Here is a 20,090-nt window from a genome sequence, read left to right as displayed (position 1 = left end):
TCAGGACACCCGCGAACGGGGGAGCCGGCGCAGGGCGAGCACGCCGAGCGCCAGGTGCAGCACGCCGGCCACCGCGGCGACCACCCGCAGCCCGGCGACGAAGGCGGTCCTGGCCTCGGCGGCCATCGCGGGCGCGAGGCCGGGGAGCTGGAGGGTCTCGTCCAGGGTGGGGGCCAGGTCAGGCCCCTGGAGCCGGAAGACCAGGGCGGCGAGCGAGCCGAGGAGCGCGATGCCGAGGGCGTTGCCGATCTCGTTGCTGGTCTCCGCGAGCGCCCCGGCGGCCCCGGCCCGCTCCGCCGGTACGGCCCCGACGGCGGTGTCGGCGACCACGCTGAACGAGATGCCGTAGCCGACGCCCGCGACGACCGTCGAGGCGACGTACCAGCCGGCGCCGCCCGTGACCGCGACCGGGAGCAGGAGCAGCAGGCCGGCCGCGATGAAGAGGTGGCAGGCGACGAGCGCGGTCCGCTTGCCGACACGATCGACCACGAAGGGCGTGACGACGCAGGTGACGGTGAGCACCACCGCGCCGGGCAGCGCGAGCAGCGCCGCCCCCAGGACGGGCAGGCCGAGGACGGACTGGAGGTAGACGCCCGCCAGGTACGCCGACGCCGACCACGCCGCCAGCGGCAGCAGCCCGGTGACGATCGCCATCGTGAAGACGCGGTCGCGGAACAACGAGAACTCGATCAACGGCTGCGCCAGCCCCCGCTGCCTGCGTACGAACCACGCCAGCAACGCCAGCCCCGCCAGACCCGCGAGGACCGGTACGGCCGACAACCCTTCGGCGGCGGCGCGCTTGAGACCGTAGATCGCGAGCAGCAGACCGGCCGCCGAGGTCACCACGCTGGGCACGTCGATCCGGCCGGGCCGGGTCACGCGCACCTCGCGCAGCAGGATCGGCGCGAAGATCAGGAACAGTGCGATGACGGGCAGGTTGACCAGGAAGACCGAACCCCACCAGAACCGTTCCAGCAGGACGCCGCCGGCGACCGGTCCGGCCGCGAACCCGGCCGCGAACGCCGCCGCGAAGACGCCGATGGCCTGCGCCCGCCGCCGCGGGTCGGCGAACAGCTCGCTCAGCACGGCCAGCGCCGACGGCAGCAGGGTCGCCCCGGCCACCCCCATCACCGCGCGGGCGACGATCAGCAGCTCGGCGCTGGGCGCGAACGCCGCCGCCGTCGATGCGACGCCGAAGACCGCGGCGCCGATCATGAGCAGCCGCAGGCGGCCGTACCGGTCGCCGATGTTGCCGAACGCGACCAGCAGGGAGCCGACGGCGAAACCGTAGATGTCGAGGGTCCACAGGGCCTGGTCGGCGGTCGGCGTGAGCGCCTGGCTGATCCGGGGCATCGCCAGGAACAGGATCGACCCGTCCATGGAGACCAGCAGGACGGGTCCGAGGATCACCAGAAGGCCGAGCCAGGCCCGCAGGCCCGGAGAAGTGTGCGTGTGCTGTAGGGACATGGGGCCGACACTCGGGCAGTACGCGTCCGGCTGCCATCCCCCTGCTGTGGGTGCACCCAGCAGGTATACCCACGAACCGGTCCGGCGGGCCTAGTCTCGACGGTATGGAAAGTCTCGGTGCGTTTCTGAAGAGCCGTCGCGATCGGGTCACGCCGGTCGAGGTCGGGCTGCGTACCTTCGGGACCGCCCGCCGGGTGCCCGGCCTGCGGCGCGAGGAGCTCGCCCAGCTCGCGGGGGTGAGCGCGGGCTACTACACGCGCCTGGAGCAGGGGCTGGCGGAGACCGCGTCCAAGCAGGTGCTCGACGCCCTCGCCCGGGTGTTGCTGCTCGACCGGATCGAGACCGTCCACCTGCACAACCTCGCCCGGCAGTCCGCGAACACCCGGCTCTCCCGGCCGCCCGTCGAGGAGCCCCATCCGAGGGTTCTCGCGCTGCTGGAGTCGCTGCGGGACACCACGCCGGCGGTCGTGCTCGGCCGCAGGGGCGACGTGCTGGCGTGGAACCGTACGGGTCACGCGCTGATGGCCGAGCACATCCCCTTCGACGCGCCGGAGGACCCGGCGGACCGGCCGTCCGTACCGAGGATGTTCTTCCTCGACCCGCTCTCCCGCGACCTGCACCACAACTGGGACGAACTAGCCCGCATCCACGTCGCCTACCTCCGGCTCACCGCGGGCCGCTTCCCCACGGACGCCCGCCTGGCGGAGCTGATCGGGGAGCTCACGATGCGCAGCGACGAGTTCGCGAGGTTGTGGGCGGTCGGCGAGGTCGCCGACTGCACGGTCGGCACCATGCACCTGCGGCATCCCACCGTGGGGGCCGTGAGCGTGGACTACCAGGTCTGGCTCCAGCCCGACAGCCCCGACCATCGCGTCGAGCTCTACACCCCGACCGACCCGAGCTCCGCCGACGCCCTCCGGATCCTGACCCACCACCTCCGCGACCGCTGAGCAGGACCACAAGGAGGCCGGGGCCCGCCGGTCGCGGACGCCGTGGGGCCTTGTCGCCTACGGCGTGACTGGCCTCGTCCACCGACCCGATCGAGCCGTCGGTGGCCTCGACGTCGAAGCCGACCACGTCCAGGGTCTTGTCGCCGTAGACGTCGGAACCGTAGCTCCACATGTCCTGGGGCAAGGTGTCTCCTCCTGATGATCTCGAGTACGAATGCCCACCCACTCTTCCCGGCTGCGCCCCGCCAAACGTCGGCGTCCGGTGTCAGGGTGTGAGCAGCCGGGTGAGGGTGGTGGTGAGCCAGTCCTCGTAGCGGCCGGGGTCGCAGCCGATCATGTCGCGGGCCAGCAGGTACGTCTCGGCGTGCACGAGTACGGCGGTGGTGTCGGTCAGCCAGTCAAGATCGTGACCGGGCGGCAGCAGCCCGTCGGCGGCCATCTTGTCCCAGAAGGCGCGTACGTTGTCGCGCGTGGCCCGGCGGCCGGCGTGGGAGGCGGCGGCCAGGTCCGGTTCGGTGGCGGCGGCCTGCAGCGCGACGGCCAGCAGGTCGCCGGCGCGTTCGGCCATCTCGCGGCTGCCGCCGGCCAGCGCGGCGATGCGCTGCTCGGCGGTGGGGGCGGTGCCGGCCCTGGTGTACCAGTCGCGGCCGGCGATGTCGACGTCGGCGCTGTCACCGGCGAAGGCGACATCGACGCAGCGTCTGAGCAGCGCGGCCTTGGTGCCGAAGCGGACGTAGACCGTACGGTCGCCCACCTGGGCCAGCTCCGCGACGGCGGCCAGGGTGGTGGCGGCGTAGCCGTGCCGGAGGAACAGTTCGGTGGCGGCGGCCAGGATCTTGTCCTCGGTGGCGGCGATGCGGGCGGCGCGCAGATCGCGCTTGACGGGGTCCGGCATGCAATGCACTATAACTGCATCAATGCAGTGGGACTGCAATAGGGGGTTGTCGTGTCGGACATCCCGCGCCTGGACGGCGTGCACCACCTCAAGCTCCCCGTCACCGACCTGGAACGTTCCATGCGCTGGTACGGCTCCCGCTTCGGCTACCGGATCGCCATCGAGTTCGTCGAGCAGGGCGTCCTGATGGGCTACGCCCTCACCCATCCGGCCGGCGGCCCCGGCCTCGCGCTGCGCCTGGATCCCGGACGGGCCAGGGCCGCGGCCGGGTTCGACTTCTTCGCCATCGGCGTCCCGGACCGGCAGGCCGTCGAAGACCTGGCCGCCCACCTGACCGCGCTCGGCGAGGTCCACGCCGGCGTGCACCGGGCGAGCATCGGCTGGGTCCTGCCGGGCCTGCACGACCCCGACGGGCACGAGGTCCGCTTCTACACCACCGGCGAAGAGCCGGACGACACGCCTCACTGAGGCGCCCGCGCCCGGCCGCCACCACCGGCCGGAGCGCCGTTCCTCCCCGTTGGACGGCCGTGCTGAGCCGTACGGGGTGTTCGACGTGCCCGAGGGGGGCAATCATGATCACAACGATCACCGAGCTGAACGACGCCCGCTGCGCCACACCCGACCCCGGCAGAGGGCGGGTCTGGTTCGCCGAGGCCGGCGTGCTGGGCTGGGCGGACCTGAGCACGGGGGAGGTCGGCAGGGTCCCCGGGCCGGCCGGGGAGCCGTCCGGGCTGGCCCTCACCTCCGGGGGCGAGCTGCTGATCGCGTTCGCCGACGGGACACTGCTGGCCGTCCCCGCCGACGACCCGGAGAAGGGCGCCGGGCGCCTGGTCGCGACGCTGCCCGGCGGCGCGGGACAGGTGGCCGTACGCCCCGCCAAGGCGCCGGGACCGGCCGGCGGGGCGGACCTCGTGCTCGTGGCCACGCCGGACGGCCCGGTGGCCGTGCCGCTGACCGGCGGCGAGCCGACCCTGCTGGCGCCGGTCAGCGGGCTGACCGGGGTGGGGTGCACGCCGGGCGCCGTCTGGGCCGCGCGCACCGCCGCGTCCGGCGAAGGAGAGCTGGCGTTCGTACGAGGCGGGCTGACGCGTACGGCGGCCACGACCCCGCTCTCGGCCGGGCGGGTGACGTTCGCGCCGGACCAGGCCACCGCGCTGCTGGCCCATCCCGGCGACGCGCGGCTCTCGGTGGTGCCGGTGGCGGGCGGCGCCGTCCGGACCGTGGCCACGACCGCGGTGGGCGGGAGGCTGGTGGAGGCGTACCGGCTCGGCGACGGGCGGATCGTCCTGCTGACCTCCGACGCCCTGGCGGTCGCCGACGCGCTCGCCGACCTGGCGCCCGCGCCCCGGCTGGCGCCGCCCGCCGCGCCGCTGTTCGTCGCCTCCTACACGCGGCTGCGCCACGACCTGTCCGGTACGGGCCTCGGCCCCGCCGACGTGGAGTTCCAGATCCCCGAGGGCCCGGACGCCGGCATGGTCTCCCACACCGCCCCGAGCCCGGGGGAGGAGCCCGTGCCGCTGCTGATCGCGGGCGGCCTGCCCGGCAGGCACCGCGTCGACCTGGTCGAGAGCGCCACCGGAACACTCCTGGACAGCGCCGAGTTCGAGGTGACCGACCACTGGGACGACCACGACACGGGCCCCTCGCGCTGCTACGTCGGCGCCGACGCCACCCCCGCCGCCGGCGACTGGGGCGGCGGCCCGGGACGGCCGCAGAACCTCGGCACGCTCGCGCGCACCGGCACCTGGCGCGCCGCCGTGCTCATGGTCGACACCGCCTCCGGCTCCTACCCGGCCGCCGACCTGGCCACCGCGCGCGCGAACCTGCTCGGCGAGGTCCAGGACGGCGTCACCTACAACGGCACGACCCGCTCGGCCCGCCACTACTACGAGGAGGTCTCCGGCTACGACCAGGCGACCGGCAGGGGCCTGACCGTCCAGGCGCGCAACCACCAGGTCTTCGGCCCGCTCACCCTGCCGGGCGGCTGGGAATCGTACTTCGCCCAGGCCAAGGACGCCCAGGGCATGGTCACCGACTCCCGCTGGACGTCCAACGGCGGCACCGTGCAGACCATCGTGACCCGGGCGATCAGCGACGGCGTCATGACGGCCGCCGACTTCGCGGCGATCGACGTGCTGCTCATCGTGCCGTTCTCGCCGGACGCCACCGGCGGGCCGCCCGCGCGGTTCGTCTGGCCGCACGCGCACGACGCGCTGCCTTTCCTGGCCGGCACGAACCTGCTCACCGACACCCGCTGGTTCGGGTACGCGTTCGTGCCGCCGGACTTCGACGTGCACGACGGGCGGCGGGTGCACGCCACGCTCTCCCACGAGCTGGGCCACACGCTGGGCCTGCCCGACCTGTACGCCTTCCCCGGCTACACCCCCGACATCGCGGGCCGGATCACCGGCGGCTGGGACCTGATGGCCGGCAGCCGCAACACGCTGCCGCACTACTCGATCTCCAACCGGATGCGCATGGGCTGGCTCGACCCCGGCGAGGTCAGGCTCTACGACTTCAAGGGCGCCGGCGGCGTGAACGACCTCGTCACCCTGCACGCCGCCGAGCTGGGCCCCCCACCTCCCGGACGGGTGCGCACGATCGAGATCCGGCTCGCCGACGGCTGGAACTACTACGTCGAGTACCGGGCCCACCAGCAGGGCCAGGGCGGCGACACCCTGCCGAAGGACCGGCGGGTCCTCGTCACCGACGTCGTCTCCGACACCTTCGCCGCGCCCGTCGTCCGCCCGCCCGTCCTCCTCGTGCACACCGACGCCGACGGCGACGGCCCGGTCCTGGACGTGTCGGCCGACTTCGAGGACACCGACCCCGGCACCCAGATGAACCTGCGCGTGACGGTCGTCTCCACCGCCGCCGACCACGCCGTGGTCCGCGTCGAGTACGGCTCCGACGGCCGCCCCGACCCCGGCCTGCGCACCTGGAACGGCCCGCCGGAGTGGAAGAGCCCGGACATCGAGGTACGCAACGCCAAGACCGCGGAGGATCCCGACCGCTGGGCCGACACGCCGTGGCCGGGCAACCTGAACACCATCGTGGCCAAGGTCCGCAACCACGGCGACATCCTCGCCAAGAACGTGACCTGCGACTTCTACGTCCTCGACTGCTCCACGGGCGAGGGGCCGATGACGTGGCTGGGCAACGACCGGCACGACGTGCCTCCGGGCGGCGGCGTGGTGGAGTTCAGCACCATGTGGGTGCCGCCGCCCGGCGAGGACCGGCACTACTGCGTCGTGGTGCGGCTCAGGCTCTACCAGGACCCGGTCCTGCCCTCGATCGTGGAGACCGACATCTTCAACAACGAGGCCCGCTCGAACTACACCAGGTTCGTCTCGGCCACCTCCTCGCCGTCCTCGCGGGTCGGGACGCGGGTGCGGCTGGCCAACCCGTTCGACGCCGCCACGCTGGTGCACGCCGTGGTGCGGCAGCGGCATCCGTACCATCGGGTCTTCCTGGAGCACCAGTGGCTGCGGGTGGAGGCCGGGTCCAGCCGTGCGGTGGAGGTGCACGACGAGGCGCTGGCCGGGTTCCCCGAGCTGGCGACCGTCGGCGGCCAGGAGGCCCTGGAGGAGTTGTGGCGGGTGCCGAACCTGGTCAGCGTGGCGGGCTGGGCGGCCCGCCCGTTCCCGGCCGACTGCGGCGCGCGTACGCTCACCGGCGGCGTCACCTTACGTGTGGACGCCGGGCGCGCCACCGCGGTCGTCGTCGAGCACGCCGGCAGGACCGCCGTGTCGGGCGACGTCCGCCTGATCCCGCACGGCGACCCCGTCCCGGAGGGGCTCGTCCTCGTCGTGGTACGCGGCCGCGACCCCGGCCAGTTCTGCACCACCACCATGGAGGTGCGCCCGGACGGCACCTTCGGCGGCGACCTCCGCAACCCGCTGGGCCGGGACGCGGCCACGGTCGAGGCCCACTACCTCGGCGCCGTCTCCTACGCCCCCTCCGAGAGCCGCCCCGAGCCGCTCACCGACTAGCCCGAGGGCCCCGGCGGCACGACCGGTTCACCGGTCCGGGCCGAGCGGCGTCCCGTCCCGGACGCCGCTCGGCGCCTCCTTGAGCTCGACGAAGATCGCGTGGCTCTCGGTGTCGCCGATGTTCTGACCGGCGTGCTCCTGCGCGCCGACCCAGCGTGCCTGCCCCGCCTCCAGGGCGAGCTCGACCTGCCGCCCGCCGGCGGTGAGGCGGCGGCTGAAGGACGACAGCGTCACCATCACGCTGTCCGGATGGCCGTGCGGGCTGGTCGCGTCGCCCGGCTGGTCCCGGTAGCGCAGCACCCGGACCCGATCGTTCTCGAAGACCACGGTGTACAGCTCCGGGTTGGTCACCACGGGATCGGCGCTCATGGACCACCTCACAAAGGCGACTCGGCCTACATGGGACGACGGTACCATGATGGGCATGTCAGTACCATATGAGCTGACCGGCCGCCGTCAGCAGAAGGCCCGCACCCGCCAGGCCCTGGTGGAGGCCGCCCGCCGCCTGCTGGCCGACGGCGCCGACCCCGCCGTCGAGGACGCCGCCGCCGCGGCGGGCATCTCCCGCACCACCGCCTACCGCTACTTCCCCAACCAGCACGCCCTGCTGGCCGCCGCCCACCCCGAGATCGAGCGGAGCTCGCTGCTGCCCCCGGCTCCGCCCGCCGATCCCGCCGCCCGGCTCGACCTGGTCATGACCGCCTTCACCCGGCTCACCCTCGACTGGGAACCGCAACTGCGGGCCTCGCTGCGCCTGTCCCTCCAGCCCGGATCCGGCCGGCAACCGCTGCGCGGCGGGCGCGCGATCGGCTGGATCGAGGACGCGCTGACCCCGCTCCGCGACACCCACCCCGGCCTCGACGTCCACCGGCTGGCCGTGGCCATCCGGTCGGCGACCGGCATCGAGTCGCTGGTCTGGCTGGTGGACGTCGCCGGGCTCACCCGCGAGGAGGCGGCCGACACCATGCGCGGGTCGGCGACGGCCCTGCTCACCGCCGCCCTCGACCGGCAGGCCGCCGGAGCGGCCCGGCCGTAGCGGCGCCGTCCGCCCCGGTCAGGACGGCAGCAGGGCGTGGGAGAGCTGGTCGGCGCTCCAGTCCTCCCACTGCGCGGGGGGCCAGCCGCATTCGCGGGTCATCACCAGGAACAGGTCGGGTGACAGCAGCCCGACGGTGATGTCGGCGTCGCCGGCCGCCGCGTCGCGGACCACGGCCAGGATGGGGGCGACGCGGTCGAGGATGACGGCCGCCCTGCAGTCGGCCGAGGACCCGATGGAGGTCGTACGAGGGTGGGTGCACCAGAGCGGTGCACCGACACCTCGGCGACGGCACCCAGGTCCGGAAGGCCAGGCTGACCCCGTGGAGCGGCCAGTACGTGATGGCCCCCTACGTACAGGGCGGCGTCGGCACCACGACCAACGGCCACGAGGTCAACAAGTTCGCCTTCATCGTCCAGGGCTGCGACCGGGCGGCCTTCGGCTCGGACTGCGGTCCCTGGAGCACCCCCACGTCCATCAGCCTCGCCCACTGACCGGACGCGGAAGGAACGAGGGTCATCCGGCGTACACGGCGAGGCCGTCGGCCATGCCGCGCATGAAACGGGTCAGGTACCAGCGCCAGAAACCGCCCGACAGCGGCAGCTTCGGCTCGAAGGTGGCCGACCAGGTGATGTCGGTGCCGCCCCCGGCGGCAGGGGCGAGCTCGACCGTCCCCCGGTAGGAGCGGAACGGGCCGCCCAGGTTGTCGTAGACGAACCTGCGGCCGGGGACGAGCTCGACGATGCGCTCCCTGGAGACGTTGCGACCGGTGCGGAAGATCCTGGTGTCGCCGACCCGCTGTTGCCGCCCGGGGTCGCCGTCCTCGACGTCGGCGGAGTCGATCGGCGACCAGGACGGCCAGGTGGCGGCGTGCGTGAGGGCCGCGAACACGGCGTCGGGATCGGCCTGCGAGCGCGCGGTCACGGCGAAGGAGTTCGGCATGGGCCCCAACGTAGGCACCGGCGCCGTATGGCGGCCATGCGCGCGATTGCCGGGGATCGGTCAGTTCTTGCGGTACGCCGACGGCCGTACGCCGGTCTCGCGCAGGAAGGCCGACGACAACGCGCCCGGACCGGCGAATCCGCACCGCCGCGCGATCTGCTCGACGCTGAGCGAGGTGGCGGACAGCAGCCGCCGCGCCCGCTCGATCCGCAGCCGGGTGAGGTAGCGGTGAGGCGTCTGACCGGTGCCCTCCCGGAAGACCCGGACGAAGTGGTACACGCTCAGGTGCACCTCGGCGGCGACGGCGGCCAGCGTCAGCGGCTCGGCCAGGCGCTCGGTCATGATGGCCACGCCCGCGCGGACGGCGGCGTGCTCGGGGCCGGGCAGGCGGTCCTCCCCGCCCTGGGTCAGCAGGTGGGTCACCAGGAAGGCCGCGGCGGACTCCGCGTACAGGTCGCCGGCGGCGCCGCGGCCCGGCAGCGCGCGCACGAGCTGTTCGACGACCGGGTCCCCGGCCCTCAGGGCGGCGGCCCGCGCCTCCAGGTCGGGCTCGCGACCGCCCAGCGCCGCGGCGGCCTCGCGGACGGCCCGCGCCGGGACGTGCACCTGGACGGTGCTCAGCCCCGCCGCCGCCCGGTAGCCGATCGACCCGGCGCGGCCCGGGACCATGAGCTCCAGGTGCCCCGGGACCCAGCGCCGCCGTACGGGCCGGCCGCCGGTACGTATCCGCAGGTCGGCGTTGCCCGCCACGCAGAGGACGAGATGCAGGTCGGCCACGGCGGGCAGCGGGAAGTGCTCGGCCTCGGGCGCGTGCCGGAAACCCTGGACCAGCAGTGACCGCCAACCGGCGTCGTCCCAGCTGTTGTACGTGTGCCGCACAAAGGCCGAGGTGTCGAGGCCGGCGTAGGGCGCCAGGTCGAAGTCGGCGGAGTCGAACACATTCCGACCCTAGCGGGCGGCGGCGTCGCGGGACCGGCTCACCGCGCGGGCGGCTCGGCGAGCGAGAGGCTGTTGCCGTCGGGGTCGAGGACCTCCACGTGGCGCACCCCGTTGCCGTACGTCTCCACCGGCTCGTGCTCGACGCCGTACGCGGCCAGCCGGGCCAGGATCTCGTCGAGACCGGACACCCCGAACGTGATCATGGTCCCGCCCACCCGCGCGGCCCGCATGTGCCGGTCGTCGATGACGACCCACGCGTTCTCGCCGACCTGCCACAGGTACTCCTCGCCGACGATCTCGTCCGCCGGGCGGCCGAAGAACACCTCGTACCACTTCTGCGACGGCGCCCGGTCGCGCACGCACACGACGCTGTACAGATCCACCGGAATCACTCCTTCGCCATCGGTTCTGGAGGAAGACCTCACCCGTGGCCGGAACTCATCGGCGCGCGGGCCGGGCCCGGTTCAGATCACGCACTCGTCGTCGAGGAGGGGCCCGGCGGCCGTCTCGGCGATCCGCCGGTAGTCGGGGCACTGGGTGAAGTCGTCGGCCGCGCACTGCATCACGTGCTCGATGAGCGTCTTGGAGGCGGCGATCTCCCGCAACCGGCGTTCCAGCTCGGCGTGGTGCCGCCGCAGCAGCGCCCGGCGCTCGGCCTGGCCGGAGACGGTGAGGATCTCGCGGATCTGCTCCAGGCTCATGCCCCCGGCCTTGGCGCGGATGATCGTCAGGACGCGGACGACGTGGTCGCGGGTGTAGCGGCGGCGGCCGTTGACCCTGGCGGCGGGGGCCAGCAGGCCCATGGCCTCCCAGTGGCGCAGGACGTGCGGGGCGAGGCCGAACCGGTCGGCGAGCTCCCCGATGCGCATGTCGGCACTTGACTTCATGTTGACATTAACTTGCAGACTTGCCACCACGTCAAGCTGATTCGGAGGCAAGGACAATGTTCGACGTCGTCATCGTCGGCGGGGGACCGGCCGGCATGGCCGCCGCGCTGACACTCGGCCGGGTCCACCGGCAGGTGTCGCTGATCGACGCGGGGGAGGGGCGCAACGCCCCCGCCGACAACGTGCACAACTTCCTCACCAGGGACGGAACGCCTCCCGCCGAGCTGCGCGAGCTCGGCCGCCGGGAGCTGGCCGCGTATCCGTCGGTGCGGATCACGACGGGCGCCGTCACCGGCGTCCGCACCCTGGACGACGGCGTCTTCCGCCTCGCCCTGTCCGGCGGAGGCACGGCGGACGCGCGGCGGCTCCTGCTGGCCACCGGCCTGGCCGACGAGCTGCCCGGCCCGCGCGGGGTGGAGGCGCTGTGGGGCCGTTCCGCCTTCCACTGCCCCTACTGCCACGGTTACGAGTGCACCGGCAGGCAGGTCGCCGTGCTCGGCACGGAACCCGCCCGCGTACGGCTGGCGCTCCAGCTCAGCCGGTTCGCCGCCCACGTCGTCCTCTGCGCCGACGGCCGGCCGCTCGACCAGGGGACACGGGATCTGCTGGAGGCCAACGGCGTCGCCGTACGCTGCGAGGCCGTCGCCCGCCTGGAGGGCGCGGACGGTCGGCTGGAGCAGATCGTGTTCGAGGCCGGTCCGCCCCTCGCGCGGGACGCGGTGTTCGTCGTCAACGTGCCACGCCAGCGTTCCGACCTGGCCGGACGCCTCGGCTGCGACACGTTCGCCGACGGCTGCGTGGAGGTGGACGAGTTCGGCAGGACCAGCGTGCCCGGCGTGTACGCGGCCGGCGACATGGCCCACCGGGCCAGTGTGCCCATGCCGTTGGCGGCTGTCGTCGCCGCGGCGGCCAGCGGCGCCGTCGCCGCCGCGGTCATCGACCAGGAACTGCTGTCCGCCGACTTCGGCCTGCCCGACCCGCTCGCGCGGGCGAAGGGCTGACGGCGGTGTCCGCATCCCTCACCCAGTCCGCGCCCGCCGACCCGGCCGAGGGCGGTGGCAAGGTGGCGCTCGCCACGGCCGGCCTGCTCGTCGGCATGTTGCTGTCGGTCCTGGACCAGACGGTGGTGGCCATCGCGCTGCCCGACATCGCCGCCGACCTGGGCGGCATGGACGCGATCGGGTGGATCGTCACCTCCTACGTGCTGGCCTCGACCGCCACCGGCGCGCTGTACGGCCGCGTCAGCGACCGGTTCGGCCGGCGTCCCGTGTTCGTCACGGCGGTCGCGGTGTTCGTCGCCGGATCGGCGCTGTGCGGCCTGGCCCAGACGGTCCCCCAGCTCATCGCCGCCCGGACCCTCCAGGGCGCCGGCGCCGGAGCGCTGTTCGTGTTGCCCACGATCACGTTGTCGGAGCTGTACCCGCAGCGCCTGCGCAGCCGGGTCCAGGGCTTCACCGGCGGCGTCTTCGCCCTGGCCAGCGTGGGCGGCCCGCTGGCCGGCGGCGCCGTCACCGACGCCTGGGGCTGGCGCTGGATCTTCTACGTCAACCTGCCGCTCGGCCTGCTCGCCATGGCTCTCACCGCGTACGCGCTGCGGCTGCCCAGGCAGGGCGGGCGCGGTGGGGTCGACCTGGCCGGCGCCGCGCTGCTCGCCGGCACGATGGTGAGCCTGCTGCTGGTGGCCGAATGGGGCGGCCGCATGTACGCCTGGACGTCCGGGGTGATCCTTGCGCTGATCGGCGCGACGGTCCTGCTGGCGGCCCTGTTCGTGTGGTGGGAACGCAGGGCGGCCAACCCGCTGCTGCCGCCGCGGCTGTTCGCCGGCCGTGCCCTGCGGGTCGCGCTGCCCGCCACGGCGCTGCTCGGCGCGCTGCTCGGCGGCTCGATCGTCTACCTGCCCACCTACCTCCAGGCCGCGTACGGCATGGGGGCCACCCAGGCGGGACTGGCGCTCAACCCGTACGTGCTGACGTTCATGGCGGTCTCCTCGCTGGCCGGCGCCCGCATCGGCGCGAGCGGGCGGTTCAGGCCGTACCTGATCGCCGGGGCGGCGGTCGTGGTGCTGGGGTTCGCGCTGCTGAGCCGGATCACGCCCGGCACGCCGTACGCCGTGCTGGCCCTGGAACTCGCGGTGCTGGGGGCCGGGTTCGGGCTGCTGATGCAGAACCTGGTGGTCGTCGCCCAGAACGCCGCGCCGCCCGCGGACCTGGCCGCCACCACCTCGGCCACGGTGTCCGTCCGGGGGCTCGGGCTGTCGCTCGGCGTGGCGGTCTTCGGCGTCCTGCTCACCCGCGAGCTCCAGGACCGCGGCCCGGGTCCGGCGGCGACCGCGGCCGCCATCCCGGACGTCCTGTTCTGGGGCGTTCCGGCGGCCGCCGTCCTGGTGGTGCTGACGGTCCTGCTGCCGCGCCGGACCCCGGCGGAGGGCTGACAGCGGGCTGTGTGCGGTTTGTGAGCGGGAGGCCGGAGGGTGGGGGCGTTCGCGTCACCCGACTTCCGGAGGAACCGGTTCATGTCCCGTTGTGATGTCTCGTCCCGCCGTGCGGTGCGGCCCCGGTGGCCGCGCGTGCTCGTGGCCGCGGTGCCGGCCGTGGGCCTGGCCCTGGCCGCCGCGTTCCCGGCGGGCGCCGTGGCCGCGCCCGCCGGGAACGAGACGCAGGCCCGGCTGCGGCAACTGGCCCGGGAGGTGGTGGCGGCCGGGGCGCCCGGCGTGCTCGTACGGGTCGACGACGGCCGCGGCCGGCCCGTCGAGATCGCCGAGCAGGCCGCCTGGACCAGACGGGACCACGTGCTCAAGGCAGGGGACGAGTTCCGGATGGGGTCCAGCACCAAGACCATGATGGCCGTGCTCGTGCTGGGACTGGCCGCCGAGGGCAGGCTCGCCCTGACCGACCCGGTGGACAAGTGGCTGCCGGGCAAGGTGCCGGGCGGCGCCTCGATCACCCTGCGCATGCTGCTGAACCACACCAGCGGCCTGTACGACTACACCGGCGACCCCGCGATCCGCCCCTCGATGCTGGGCACGGACCGCCGGCGGTGGACCCCGGAGAAGCTGCTCGCCGTGGGGGTGAAGCACAAGCCGCTGTTCGCGCCGGGCACACGATGGGCCTACAGCAACACCGGCTACGCCGCCATCGGCGCCGTCCTGGAACGGGTCACCGGCGCGAGCCTGGCCGACCTGGTCAGGGACCGGATCGCCCGGCCGCTCGGCCTCGACCACACCTACTACGCCACCGGTCGCGCCTGGCGCGGCCCGTACGCCCGCGGCTACGAGCCGGACGCCGCCCACATGCCGCCCGCGGTGCCCGCCGCGTTCCGGCGCTTCGCCGGGCCACGCCACGACGGTCACGTCGATGTCTCCGGCCACGACCCCGGGTGGGGCGGCCCGGCCGGGGCGGTGGTGTCCACCACGCGGGACTGGGCCCGCTTCCAGGCCGCGCTGATGTCCGGCAAGCTGCTGCCCGCCGCCCAGCTCGCCCAGTTGCGCACCACCGTCCCCATGGACGCGCGACACCCGGACGGCCCCGGCTACGGCCTGGGCATCCAGACCGCCGCCCACCCGTGCGGCACGTTCTGGGGACACGACGGCGGCATGCCCGGCTACCTGACCACCGGCCTCACCGACCGCACCGGCGGCCGTACGGCGGCCGTCCTCGTCTCGGCGGAGTTCTGGGCCGAGTTCGAGGCCGACCCCAAGCTCGCCAAGGCCGCCCAGGCGCTCCAGACGGCCGTGACCTGCGCGATGTTCGGCAAACCCGTACCGGGCGCTAGCTGACCGGCGCGGTGATGACCGCGGACACCAGGCCCTCGGCCCCGGACCGCGACATCGCCGCGCCCGCCGCGTGCTCGGCCGCGAACCCGGCGGCGCCCAGGACGGCCTCGGCCCGCCGGGTGAGCCGCCGCGCGTCGGTCTCGCCGGGTCCGGCCCAGCCGCCCAGCACGGTGGCGGCCCCGAGCAGCCGCCCCGCCCGCTCGGGCCGGTCGCGGCCCAGCTCGATCGCGGCGGCCACGACCGCGGTCGCGGCGGCGACCGGCGTGTGCCAGGTCAGCGTCAGGCGCACCGCCGGGTGGTCGAGCCGGCGGGCCGCCCGGTCGGGGAAACCCTCCGCGAGGTCCGACTGCGCGAGCACGCCGAGCAGCAACGCCGTCAGGGGCGGCGTGGTGGATCGGCCGGGCGGCGCCCCGGCGAGGCCGGCCAGGGCGTGCGCGCGGGCCGCTTCCGTTCGCCCGGCCGTCCATTCCAGGCGGGCGAGGCCCAGGCGCACCTGCGTGCACGATTCCGCCGACCCGGTCCGCTCGGCCTGGTCGAGCAGGCCGGACAGGTGCCGCCGCCCGCCGTCCACGTCGCCGGACTCGGCCCGGTGCAGCGCGGCGGCCACCTCGTTCTCCATGGTGTGCTCGGGCATGCCGAGCTCGCGGAAGTAGCCGGTGGCGCGTTCGGACAGGGCGGGCGCGCCGGCCGGCTCGCCGGAGCGGATCAGCGCCGAGCCGAGCGCGCTCAGCGTGATCGCCACGCCCCACCGCTCGCCGAGCTCCTCGAAGCCGGTCAGCGCGCGGGACAACACGTCCCTCGCCTCGGCGGCGTGGCCGGTGTTCATCGCCAGCACGCCCGTGACCAGCAGGGACAGCGACCGGCTCCACGGATCGTGCCCCTCCTCCGGTACGGCCCGATCGCCCTCGGACACGATGCCGAGCGCCAGCCGGGCCATCGTGGCGATGGGATGCGTGCCGGGGGCGAGGCCGGCCAGCGCCGTCCTGATCCGGCCGAAGGCCGCCTCCGCCTCCTCCGGCCCGGCCGCCTCGGTGGTGGCCAGCGCGTGGGCGGCGGCGACCAGCGCGCGGGCCCGCGGCTCGGCCGGTCCGCGTACCTGGAGCATCCGGCCGAGCAGGTCGAGCGAGTCCGGCGGGAAGTCCTTCAGGAACCAGAACCAGCACAGCGCGACCCCGAACCGGACCGCCAGAGCGGCGTCCCCGGACTCGGCCGCCCAGCGGATCGCGGCCGACAGGTTGTCCCGCTCGGCGGACAGGCGGGCCAGCGGGCCGAGCTGACCGGACGTGCGCAGGCCCGGATCGGCGTCCTCGGCCAGCTTCAGGAAGAACCGGGCGTGCCGGTCCCGCGTACCGGCGACCTCGTCGCGCCCGGCCAGCCGCTCAAGGCCGTACACGCGGATGGTCTCCAGCAGGCGGTAGCGCGGCTCGGCCGGGTCGGCGGACTCGGCCGGGTGCAGCAGGGACTTGTCCACCAGCGCCGCCAGCAGCTCCGGCGCGTCGCCGGTCCCGCCGATCGCCGCCGCGGCGTCCTCGGTGAAGCTGCCGCGGACGACCGACAGCCGTTCCAGCAGGGCGCGTTCGCCGGGGTCGAGCAGGTCCCAGCTCCAGGCGACGGCGGCGGCCAGGGTGCGGTGGCGCGGCAGCGCCGTACGGCTGCCGCCGGTGAGCAGCCGGAACCGGTCGTCCAGCCGGGCCGCGACCGCCTCGACCGGCAGGGTGCGCAGCCGGGCGGCGGCCAGCTCGATCGCCAGCGGCAGGCCGTCCAGGCGGCGGCAGATCTCGGCGACCGCGGTCAGCGCGCCGCCTTCCAGGACGAAGCCGGGCCGTACGGCGGCGGCGCGGTCGTGGAACAGCCGGACCGCCGCGCTGACCCGTGCCCGTTCCGACGTCGAACCCGGTTCGGGCAGGTCCAGCGGGAGCACCGGGTGCAGGGTCTCGCCGTCGATCCGCAGGGGTTCGCGGCTGGTGGCCAGCACCCGCAACTTCGGGCAGCGGCCCAGCAGAGCCCCGGACAGGCTCGCGGCGGCGTCGATCACGTGCTCGCAGTTGTCCAGCACGAGGACCAGGTCGTCGTCCGCGATCGTCTCGGCCAGGTGGTGCAGCACCGCCTCCGGGGTGACCGGGCGTGCCGGCGCGCCTTCCTCGCGGGAGCGCAGCAGGTCGAGCAGCACGCGGGGCACGTCGTCCGCGCCGGCCGCGGCCAGCGGGACGAACCACACCCCGCCGGACGGTGCGAGCCGCCGGCCGACCGTGTTGGCCAGCCGGGTCTTGCCCGATCCTCCGGGGCCGACCAGCGTGACCAGCCGGACCCGTTCGAGCAGTCCGGCCACGCGCCGCACGTCGCCGTCCCGGCCCACGAAGCTGGTGAGCGGAACGTCCAGGTTCCCGTGCGCCCGCCGGGACGGGAACGGCTCACGAACCGTCCCTGCGCCACCGCCCGCCCGCCGGGGCCCTGGCGGAGCCGCGCCGCCGTCCGCTCGCGAGGGTCCTGGCCGAGCCGCGCCCGCGTCCGCCGTCCGGGGGCGGGGTGGGGCGCCGCGCAGGACCGCCAGGTGGGCCTCCTGGAGGTGGGGGCCGGGGTCGCTGCCGAAGTCGTCGGCCAGCAGGGCGCGAACACGCTCGTAGGCGGCCAGCGCCTCGGCGCCGCGGCCGCTCATGGCCAGGGCCCGGATGAGCTGGGCGTGCAGGCGCTCGCGCAGCGGGTGCGCGGCGGCCAGCGCCTCCAGCTCACCGACCAGGTCGAGCCCCGTCGCCACCGCCAGGCCCGTTCCTGCCGCCAGGTCCGTACCCATTGCCAGGTCGGCCCCTACCGCCAGGTCCGTTCCCGGTGCGGGGTCCGCCCCCGGTACGAGAGTCGCCACGGCGAGGTCGGCCTCGATGCGGTCCTCCAGGGCGGACAGGCGGGCCCGTTCGAGCCGTTCGGCCTCGGCGGCGGCGAACGGCGCGGCGCGTACGTCGGCCAGCGCCGGCCCGCGCCACAGGCCCAGCGCCGCGCGCAGGACCGCGGCCGCCTCGGCGGGCCGGGACCGCGCGGACGAACGCCGCCCCTCCCGGGCCAGCCGCTCGAACCGGACGGCGTCGACCGCGTCCGGCTCGACCACCAGCCGATACCCGGCGGGCCCCGAGACGAGCAGCCCGGGATCCCCGAGGACGCGCCGCAGCCGCGACACCAGCGACTGCAGCGCGTGCAGGGGCGCCTCCGGCGGCTCCCCGCCCCACAACGCCTCGGCCAGGGTCTCGGGCCGTACGGCCCGCCCGGCGTCCAGCGCCAGCCGGGCCAGCAACACCCGCAGCCGTACGCCCCCGACCCCCGCCGGACCGGCGGCGGTGTCCAGCGTCACCGGACCGAGCACGCCCACGCGCACCCGCCCGCCCGCCCCGGTCACCTCCGCCATGGCCAGGAGTCTGGCACGCGATCAGGCCGTCTCGGCGCCGAGGGCGGCCGCCACCGGACGCCGGGCCGCCAGGCGCGCGGGCACGGCGGTGAACGCCGCCGTCGCCGGCAGGATCGCCAGTGCCGCCCCGAACAGCCAGGACGACGCAGGCATGACCACCCTCCCGGGACTGAGGACCGAGCACAACACGACGCCCAGGGGAACGCCGGCGAGCGCGCCCGGCAGCGCCGGAAGCAACTGGGCCGCGGCCAGCCCGGCGGTGACCTGCCCCGGGGTGGCCCCGAGCGTACGGGCGACGGCCATGTTCGCCCGCGCCTCCATGGCGGTGGTCCAGGTGAAGGTGACGGTGTTCACGACGGCGAGCGCGACCAGCAGGAGGGCGACGGCGAGCATCAACCGGCGGTCGTGCTCGCCCCGCAGGTTGGGCAGGGCGGCGGAGCCGTCCAGGCCGTAGCCCCTCTCCGGCTGGGCGTACAGGGCCAGCAGGGCGACGATCGCGATCACCGTGGTCGCGGTGGCGCACGCCTGGAGCACGGCCCGTCCCGGCCGGCGGGCGGTCAGCCGCAGCCCGAGCAGGAACGACGTGGGCAGCAGCGCCGACAGCGCGGTGAGCCGGGGACGGTGACGGGGCTGGTGGGCGGTGACGGACAGCGCCGTGACGGTCGCCGTACGCAGGGCCCGCAACGTCGGACGCAGCGTGGACAGCACCGCCACCGCCACGGCGAGCACGGTCGCCGCGGCGACGGTCGCGCCGGTCAGCACGACGGCGTCGCCGATCCGGCTGGCGGTGGGACTGGCGGCGGCGGGCCCGGCCAGGCGGGCGATCGCCAGCCCCAGGGCGTCACCGGCCAGCGCCAGCGCCAGGTACTCGGTGAGCAGGACGGTGGCGATCAGCCCCGGCGTCGCGCCGACGGCCTTGAGCAGCCCGGCCCGGCGCGTCTGCTCGGCGGCGCGGCCCGCGGCCAGCGCGGCCACCCCGGTGACGGCCAGGAAGCCGAGCAACCAGCTGCCGACGACCAGGATCGGCCGGCTGGACCGCAGGATGACGGTGTCCTGCTGGGCCATGAACTGCCAGGAGTGGAAGTTGATCCGCGCGCCGGAGTCCCGGTGGGCGTCGCGGAAGGCCGTGACGGCGGCGGGGTCACGCAGCTTGAGGTCGATGGCCAGGCTCACCGGCAGATCCCGGGACGCGGCCAGTGTCCGGGCGTCCGACCGGGTCATCCAGGCCAGGCCGGTGTAGTCGGTGGGGCCGCCGCCCGGCCCGATCTGCGCCGCCCAGGGGTAGATGGAGGTGGCCGCGGTGACGGCGATCCCGACCACGGGGTACGACCGGCCCGCGATGGTGACCCGGTCGCCGACCCCGACGCCCAGCGCGGTGGCGAAGCCGCGTTCGAGGACGGCGCCGCCGGGACGCACCCAACGGCCCGAGGTCAGCAGCGGCCGGTTGACCGTGCCGGGCGTCTCGGCGAAGCCGTGCACGACGACGGGGGAGGACGTGGCCTCGCGGGTGGTGAGGTCGGCGTAGACGATGCGGTAGGGGCCGTGGTGGGCGGTCACCTCGGGGGCCTTCGCCAGCGCGGCCAGCGCCGAGGTCACGCTCCGGCCCGTGTCACCGGAGAGCGCCACCACGTCGGGCCCGGCGGTGGCCGCGCGGGTCTGCTCGTACAGGGCGTCGCTCGCGCCGCGCAGGGACAGGCCGAGGGCCATCGTGGCGGTGGCCACGGCGACCGCGAGCAGCAGCATCGCGGCCTGGACCCGGTGCCGGCGCACGTCGGCCAGCACCAGGCGTACGACGAGCACGACGGAGCCCATGCCG

At 74.9% G+C, this 20,090-nt stretch carries 18 protein-coding genes; 8 read left to right on the top strand and 10 right to left on the bottom strand.

Going from position 1 to position 20,090, the window contains the following annotated elements; genetic code table 11:
• Positions 1-1,467 (bottom strand): MFS transporter, encoded by a 1,467-nt coding sequence (locus tag IEZ27_RS03430; protein ID WP_189645818.1) that lies wholly within the window; start codon positions 1,465-1,467, stop codon positions 1-3.
• Positions 1,468-1,571: 104 nt separating this feature from the next.
• Between IEZ27_RS03430 and IEZ27_RS03425 the strand changes: the two genes are divergently transcribed.
• Positions 1,572-2,417 (top strand): helix-turn-helix transcriptional regulator, encoded by an 846-nt coding sequence (locus tag IEZ27_RS03425; protein ID WP_189645817.1) that lies wholly within the window; start codon positions 1,572-1,574, stop codon positions 2,415-2,417.
• A 265-nt stretch (positions 2,418-2,682) separates the two neighbouring features.
• Here the strand turns inward: IEZ27_RS03425 and IEZ27_RS03420 are convergent, their stop codons facing one another.
• Positions 2,683-3,312 carry a TetR/AcrR family transcriptional regulator gene (locus IEZ27_RS03420; RefSeq protein WP_189645816.1) on the bottom strand — a complete coding sequence of 210 codons (630 nt, stop codon included), beginning with the start codon at positions 3,310-3,312 and terminating at the stop codon, positions 2,683-2,685.
• 51 nt (positions 3,313-3,363) lie between these two features.
• Here IEZ27_RS03420 and IEZ27_RS03415 point away from each other — a divergent pair, with 51 nt between their 5' ends.
• Together IEZ27_RS03415 and IEZ27_RS03410 are read left to right on the top strand one after the other, a co-directional pair.
• Positions 3,364-3,780, top strand: coding sequence for a VOC family protein (locus IEZ27_RS03415; RefSeq protein ID WP_229823166.1), 417 nt, complete (start codon positions 3,364-3,366; stop codon positions 3,778-3,780).
• Positions 3,781-3,884: 104 nt separating this feature from the next.
• On the top strand, positions 3,885-7,304 hold the full coding sequence (locus tag IEZ27_RS03410) for a hypothetical protein (protein WP_189645815.1): 3,420 nt from the start codon (positions 3,885-3,887) through the stop codon (positions 7,302-7,304).
• A 27-nt stretch (positions 7,305-7,331) separates the two neighbouring features.
• Here the strand turns inward: IEZ27_RS03410 and IEZ27_RS03405 are convergent, their stop codons facing one another.
• Positions 7,332-7,673: a cupin domain-containing protein gene (locus IEZ27_RS03405; protein ID WP_189645814.1), complete on the bottom strand. Its 342-nt coding sequence runs from the start codon at positions 7,671-7,673 to the stop codon at positions 7,332-7,334.
• A gap of 55 nt (positions 7,674-7,728) precedes the next feature.
• Here IEZ27_RS03405 and IEZ27_RS03400 point away from each other — a divergent pair, with 55 nt between their 5' ends.
• A complete protein-coding gene (locus IEZ27_RS03400; protein ID WP_189645813.1) occupies positions 7,729-8,340 on the top strand; it encodes a TetR family transcriptional regulator in 612 nt (203 codons plus the stop codon).
• Between the two features lie 18 nt (positions 8,341-8,358).
• Here IEZ27_RS03400 and IEZ27_RS03395 read toward each other — a convergent pair whose 3' ends face one another.
• Positions 8,359-8,514 (bottom strand): hypothetical protein, encoded by a 156-nt coding sequence (locus tag IEZ27_RS03395; RefSeq protein ID WP_229823164.1) that lies wholly within the window; start codon positions 8,512-8,514, stop codon positions 8,359-8,361.
• Between the two features lie 95 nt (positions 8,515-8,609).
• Here IEZ27_RS03395 and IEZ27_RS03390 point away from each other — a divergent pair, with 95 nt between their 5' ends.
• Positions 8,610-8,834, top strand: a complete 225-nt coding sequence (locus IEZ27_RS03390) for a hypothetical protein (RefSeq protein ID WP_189645812.1) — start codon at positions 8,610-8,612, stop codon at positions 8,832-8,834.
• Between the two features lie 22 nt (positions 8,835-8,856).
• Here IEZ27_RS03390 and IEZ27_RS03385 read toward each other — a convergent pair whose 3' ends face one another.
• The 4 genes from IEZ27_RS03385 to IEZ27_RS03370 form a co-directional block, all read right to left on the bottom strand.
• On the bottom strand, positions 8,857-9,282 hold the full coding sequence (locus IEZ27_RS03385) for an SRPBCC family protein (RefSeq protein ID WP_189645811.1): 426 nt from the start codon (positions 9,280-9,282) through the stop codon (positions 8,857-8,859).
• Between the two features lie 60 nt (positions 9,283-9,342).
• The gene (locus IEZ27_RS03380) at positions 9,343-10,221 is read right to left on the bottom strand and encodes a helix-turn-helix domain-containing protein (RefSeq protein WP_189645810.1); all 879 of its coding nucleotides are present in this window, start codon (positions 10,219-10,221) and stop codon (positions 9,343-9,345) included.
• A gap of 38 nt (positions 10,222-10,259) precedes the next feature.
• Entirely contained in the window at positions 10,260-10,604 is a 345-nt protein-coding gene (locus tag IEZ27_RS03375; protein WP_189645809.1) for a VOC family protein, read from the bottom strand.
• An 81-nt stretch (positions 10,605-10,685) separates the two neighbouring features.
• Entirely contained in the window at positions 10,686-11,090 is a 405-nt protein-coding gene (locus IEZ27_RS03370; RefSeq protein WP_189645808.1) for a MerR family transcriptional regulator, read from the bottom strand.
• Between the two features lie 74 nt (positions 11,091-11,164).
• On the opposite strand from IEZ27_RS03370, the gene IEZ27_RS03365 reads away from it, so the two are divergent.
• The 3 genes from IEZ27_RS03365 (at position 11,165) to IEZ27_RS03355 (ending at position 14,883) form a co-directional block, all read left to right on the top strand.
• Positions 11,165-12,109: an NAD(P)/FAD-dependent oxidoreductase gene (locus tag IEZ27_RS03365; RefSeq protein ID WP_189645807.1), complete on the top strand. Its 945-nt coding sequence runs from the start codon at positions 11,165-11,167 to the stop codon at positions 12,107-12,109.
• A gap of 5 nt (positions 12,110-12,114) precedes the next feature.
• Positions 12,115-13,539 (top strand): MDR family MFS transporter, encoded by a 1,425-nt coding sequence (locus IEZ27_RS03360; protein ID WP_189645806.1) that lies wholly within the window; start codon positions 12,115-12,117, stop codon positions 13,537-13,539.
• 81 nt (positions 13,540-13,620) lie between these two features.
• On the top strand, positions 13,621-14,883 hold the full coding sequence (locus IEZ27_RS03355) for a serine hydrolase domain-containing protein (RefSeq protein WP_189645805.1): 1,263 nt from the start codon (positions 13,621-13,623) through the stop codon (positions 14,881-14,883).
• Here the strand turns inward: IEZ27_RS03355 and IEZ27_RS03350 are convergent.
• Both IEZ27_RS03350 and IEZ27_RS03345 read right to left on the bottom strand, forming a co-directional pair.
• On the bottom strand, positions 14,876-18,274 hold the full coding sequence (locus IEZ27_RS03350; RefSeq protein ID WP_189645804.1) for an AfsR/SARP family transcriptional regulator: 3,399 nt from the start codon (positions 18,272-18,274) through the stop codon (positions 14,876-14,878). The two genes, IEZ27_RS03355 and IEZ27_RS03350, sit on opposite strands and share 8 nt — an antisense overlap.
• Positions 18,275-18,295: 21 nt before the next feature.
• Complete coding sequence (locus tag IEZ27_RS03345; RefSeq protein ID WP_189645803.1) at positions 18,296-20,086, bottom strand: FtsX-like permease family protein; 1,791 nt, start codon at positions 20,084-20,086, stop codon at positions 18,296-18,298.
• Between the last annotated feature and the right edge of the window lie 4 nt (positions 20,087-20,090).

The sequence above is a fragment of the Nonomuraea spiralis genome (genome assembly GCF_014648435.1).
Lineage (GTDB): Bacteria > Actinomycetota > Actinomycetes > Streptosporangiales > Streptosporangiaceae > Nonomuraea > Nonomuraea spiralis.
Note: the sequence above shows the minus strand (reverse complement) of the source record. Positions and strands in the feature narration are given on the sequence as shown.

What these genes read in the sequence shown, in the direction of transcription:
- IEZ27_RS03430 (WP_189645818.1), bottom strand. Translation starts at nt 1,467, where the DNA reads ATGTCCCTACAGCACACGCACACTTCTCCGGGCCTGCGGGCCTGGCTC.
- IEZ27_RS03425 (WP_189645817.1), top strand. Translation starts at nt 1,572, where the DNA reads ATGGAAAGTCTCGGTGCGTTTCTGAAGAGCCGTCGCGATCGGGTCACG.
- IEZ27_RS03420 (WP_189645816.1), bottom strand. Translation starts at nt 3,312, where the DNA reads ATGCCGGACCCCGTCAAGCGCGATCTGCGCGCCGCCCGCATCGCCGCC.
- IEZ27_RS03410 (WP_189645815.1), top strand. Translation starts at nt 3,885, where the DNA reads ATGATCACAACGATCACCGAGCTGAACGACGCCCGCTGCGCCACACCC.
- IEZ27_RS03405 (WP_189645814.1), bottom strand. Translation starts at nt 7,673, where the DNA reads ATGAGCGCCGATCCCGTGGTGACCAACCCGGAGCTGTACACCGTGGTC.
- IEZ27_RS03400 (WP_189645813.1), top strand. Translation starts at nt 7,729, where the DNA reads ATGTCAGTACCATATGAGCTGACCGGCCGCCGTCAGCAGAAGGCCCGC.
- IEZ27_RS03385 (WP_189645811.1), bottom strand. Translation starts at nt 9,282, where the DNA reads ATGCCGAACTCCTTCGCCGTGACCGCGCGCTCGCAGGCCGATCCCGAC.
- IEZ27_RS03370 (WP_189645808.1), bottom strand. Translation starts at nt 11,090, where the DNA reads ATGCGCATCGGGGAGCTCGCCGACCGGTTCGGCCTCGCCCCGCACGTC.
- IEZ27_RS03365 (WP_189645807.1), top strand. Translation starts at nt 11,165, where the DNA reads ATGTTCGACGTCGTCATCGTCGGCGGGGGACCGGCCGGCATGGCCGCC.
- IEZ27_RS03355 (WP_189645805.1), top strand. Translation starts at nt 13,621, where the DNA reads ATGTCCCGTTGTGATGTCTCGTCCCGCCGTGCGGTGCGGCCCCGGTGG.
- IEZ27_RS03350 (WP_189645804.1), bottom strand. Translation starts at nt 18,274, where the DNA reads ATGGCGGAGGTGACCGGGGCGGGCGGGCGGGTGCGCGTGGGCGTGCTC.
- IEZ27_RS03345 (WP_189645803.1), bottom strand. Translation starts at nt 20,086, where the DNA reads ATGGGCTCCGTCGTGCTCGTCGTACGCCTGGTGCTGGCCGACGTGCGC.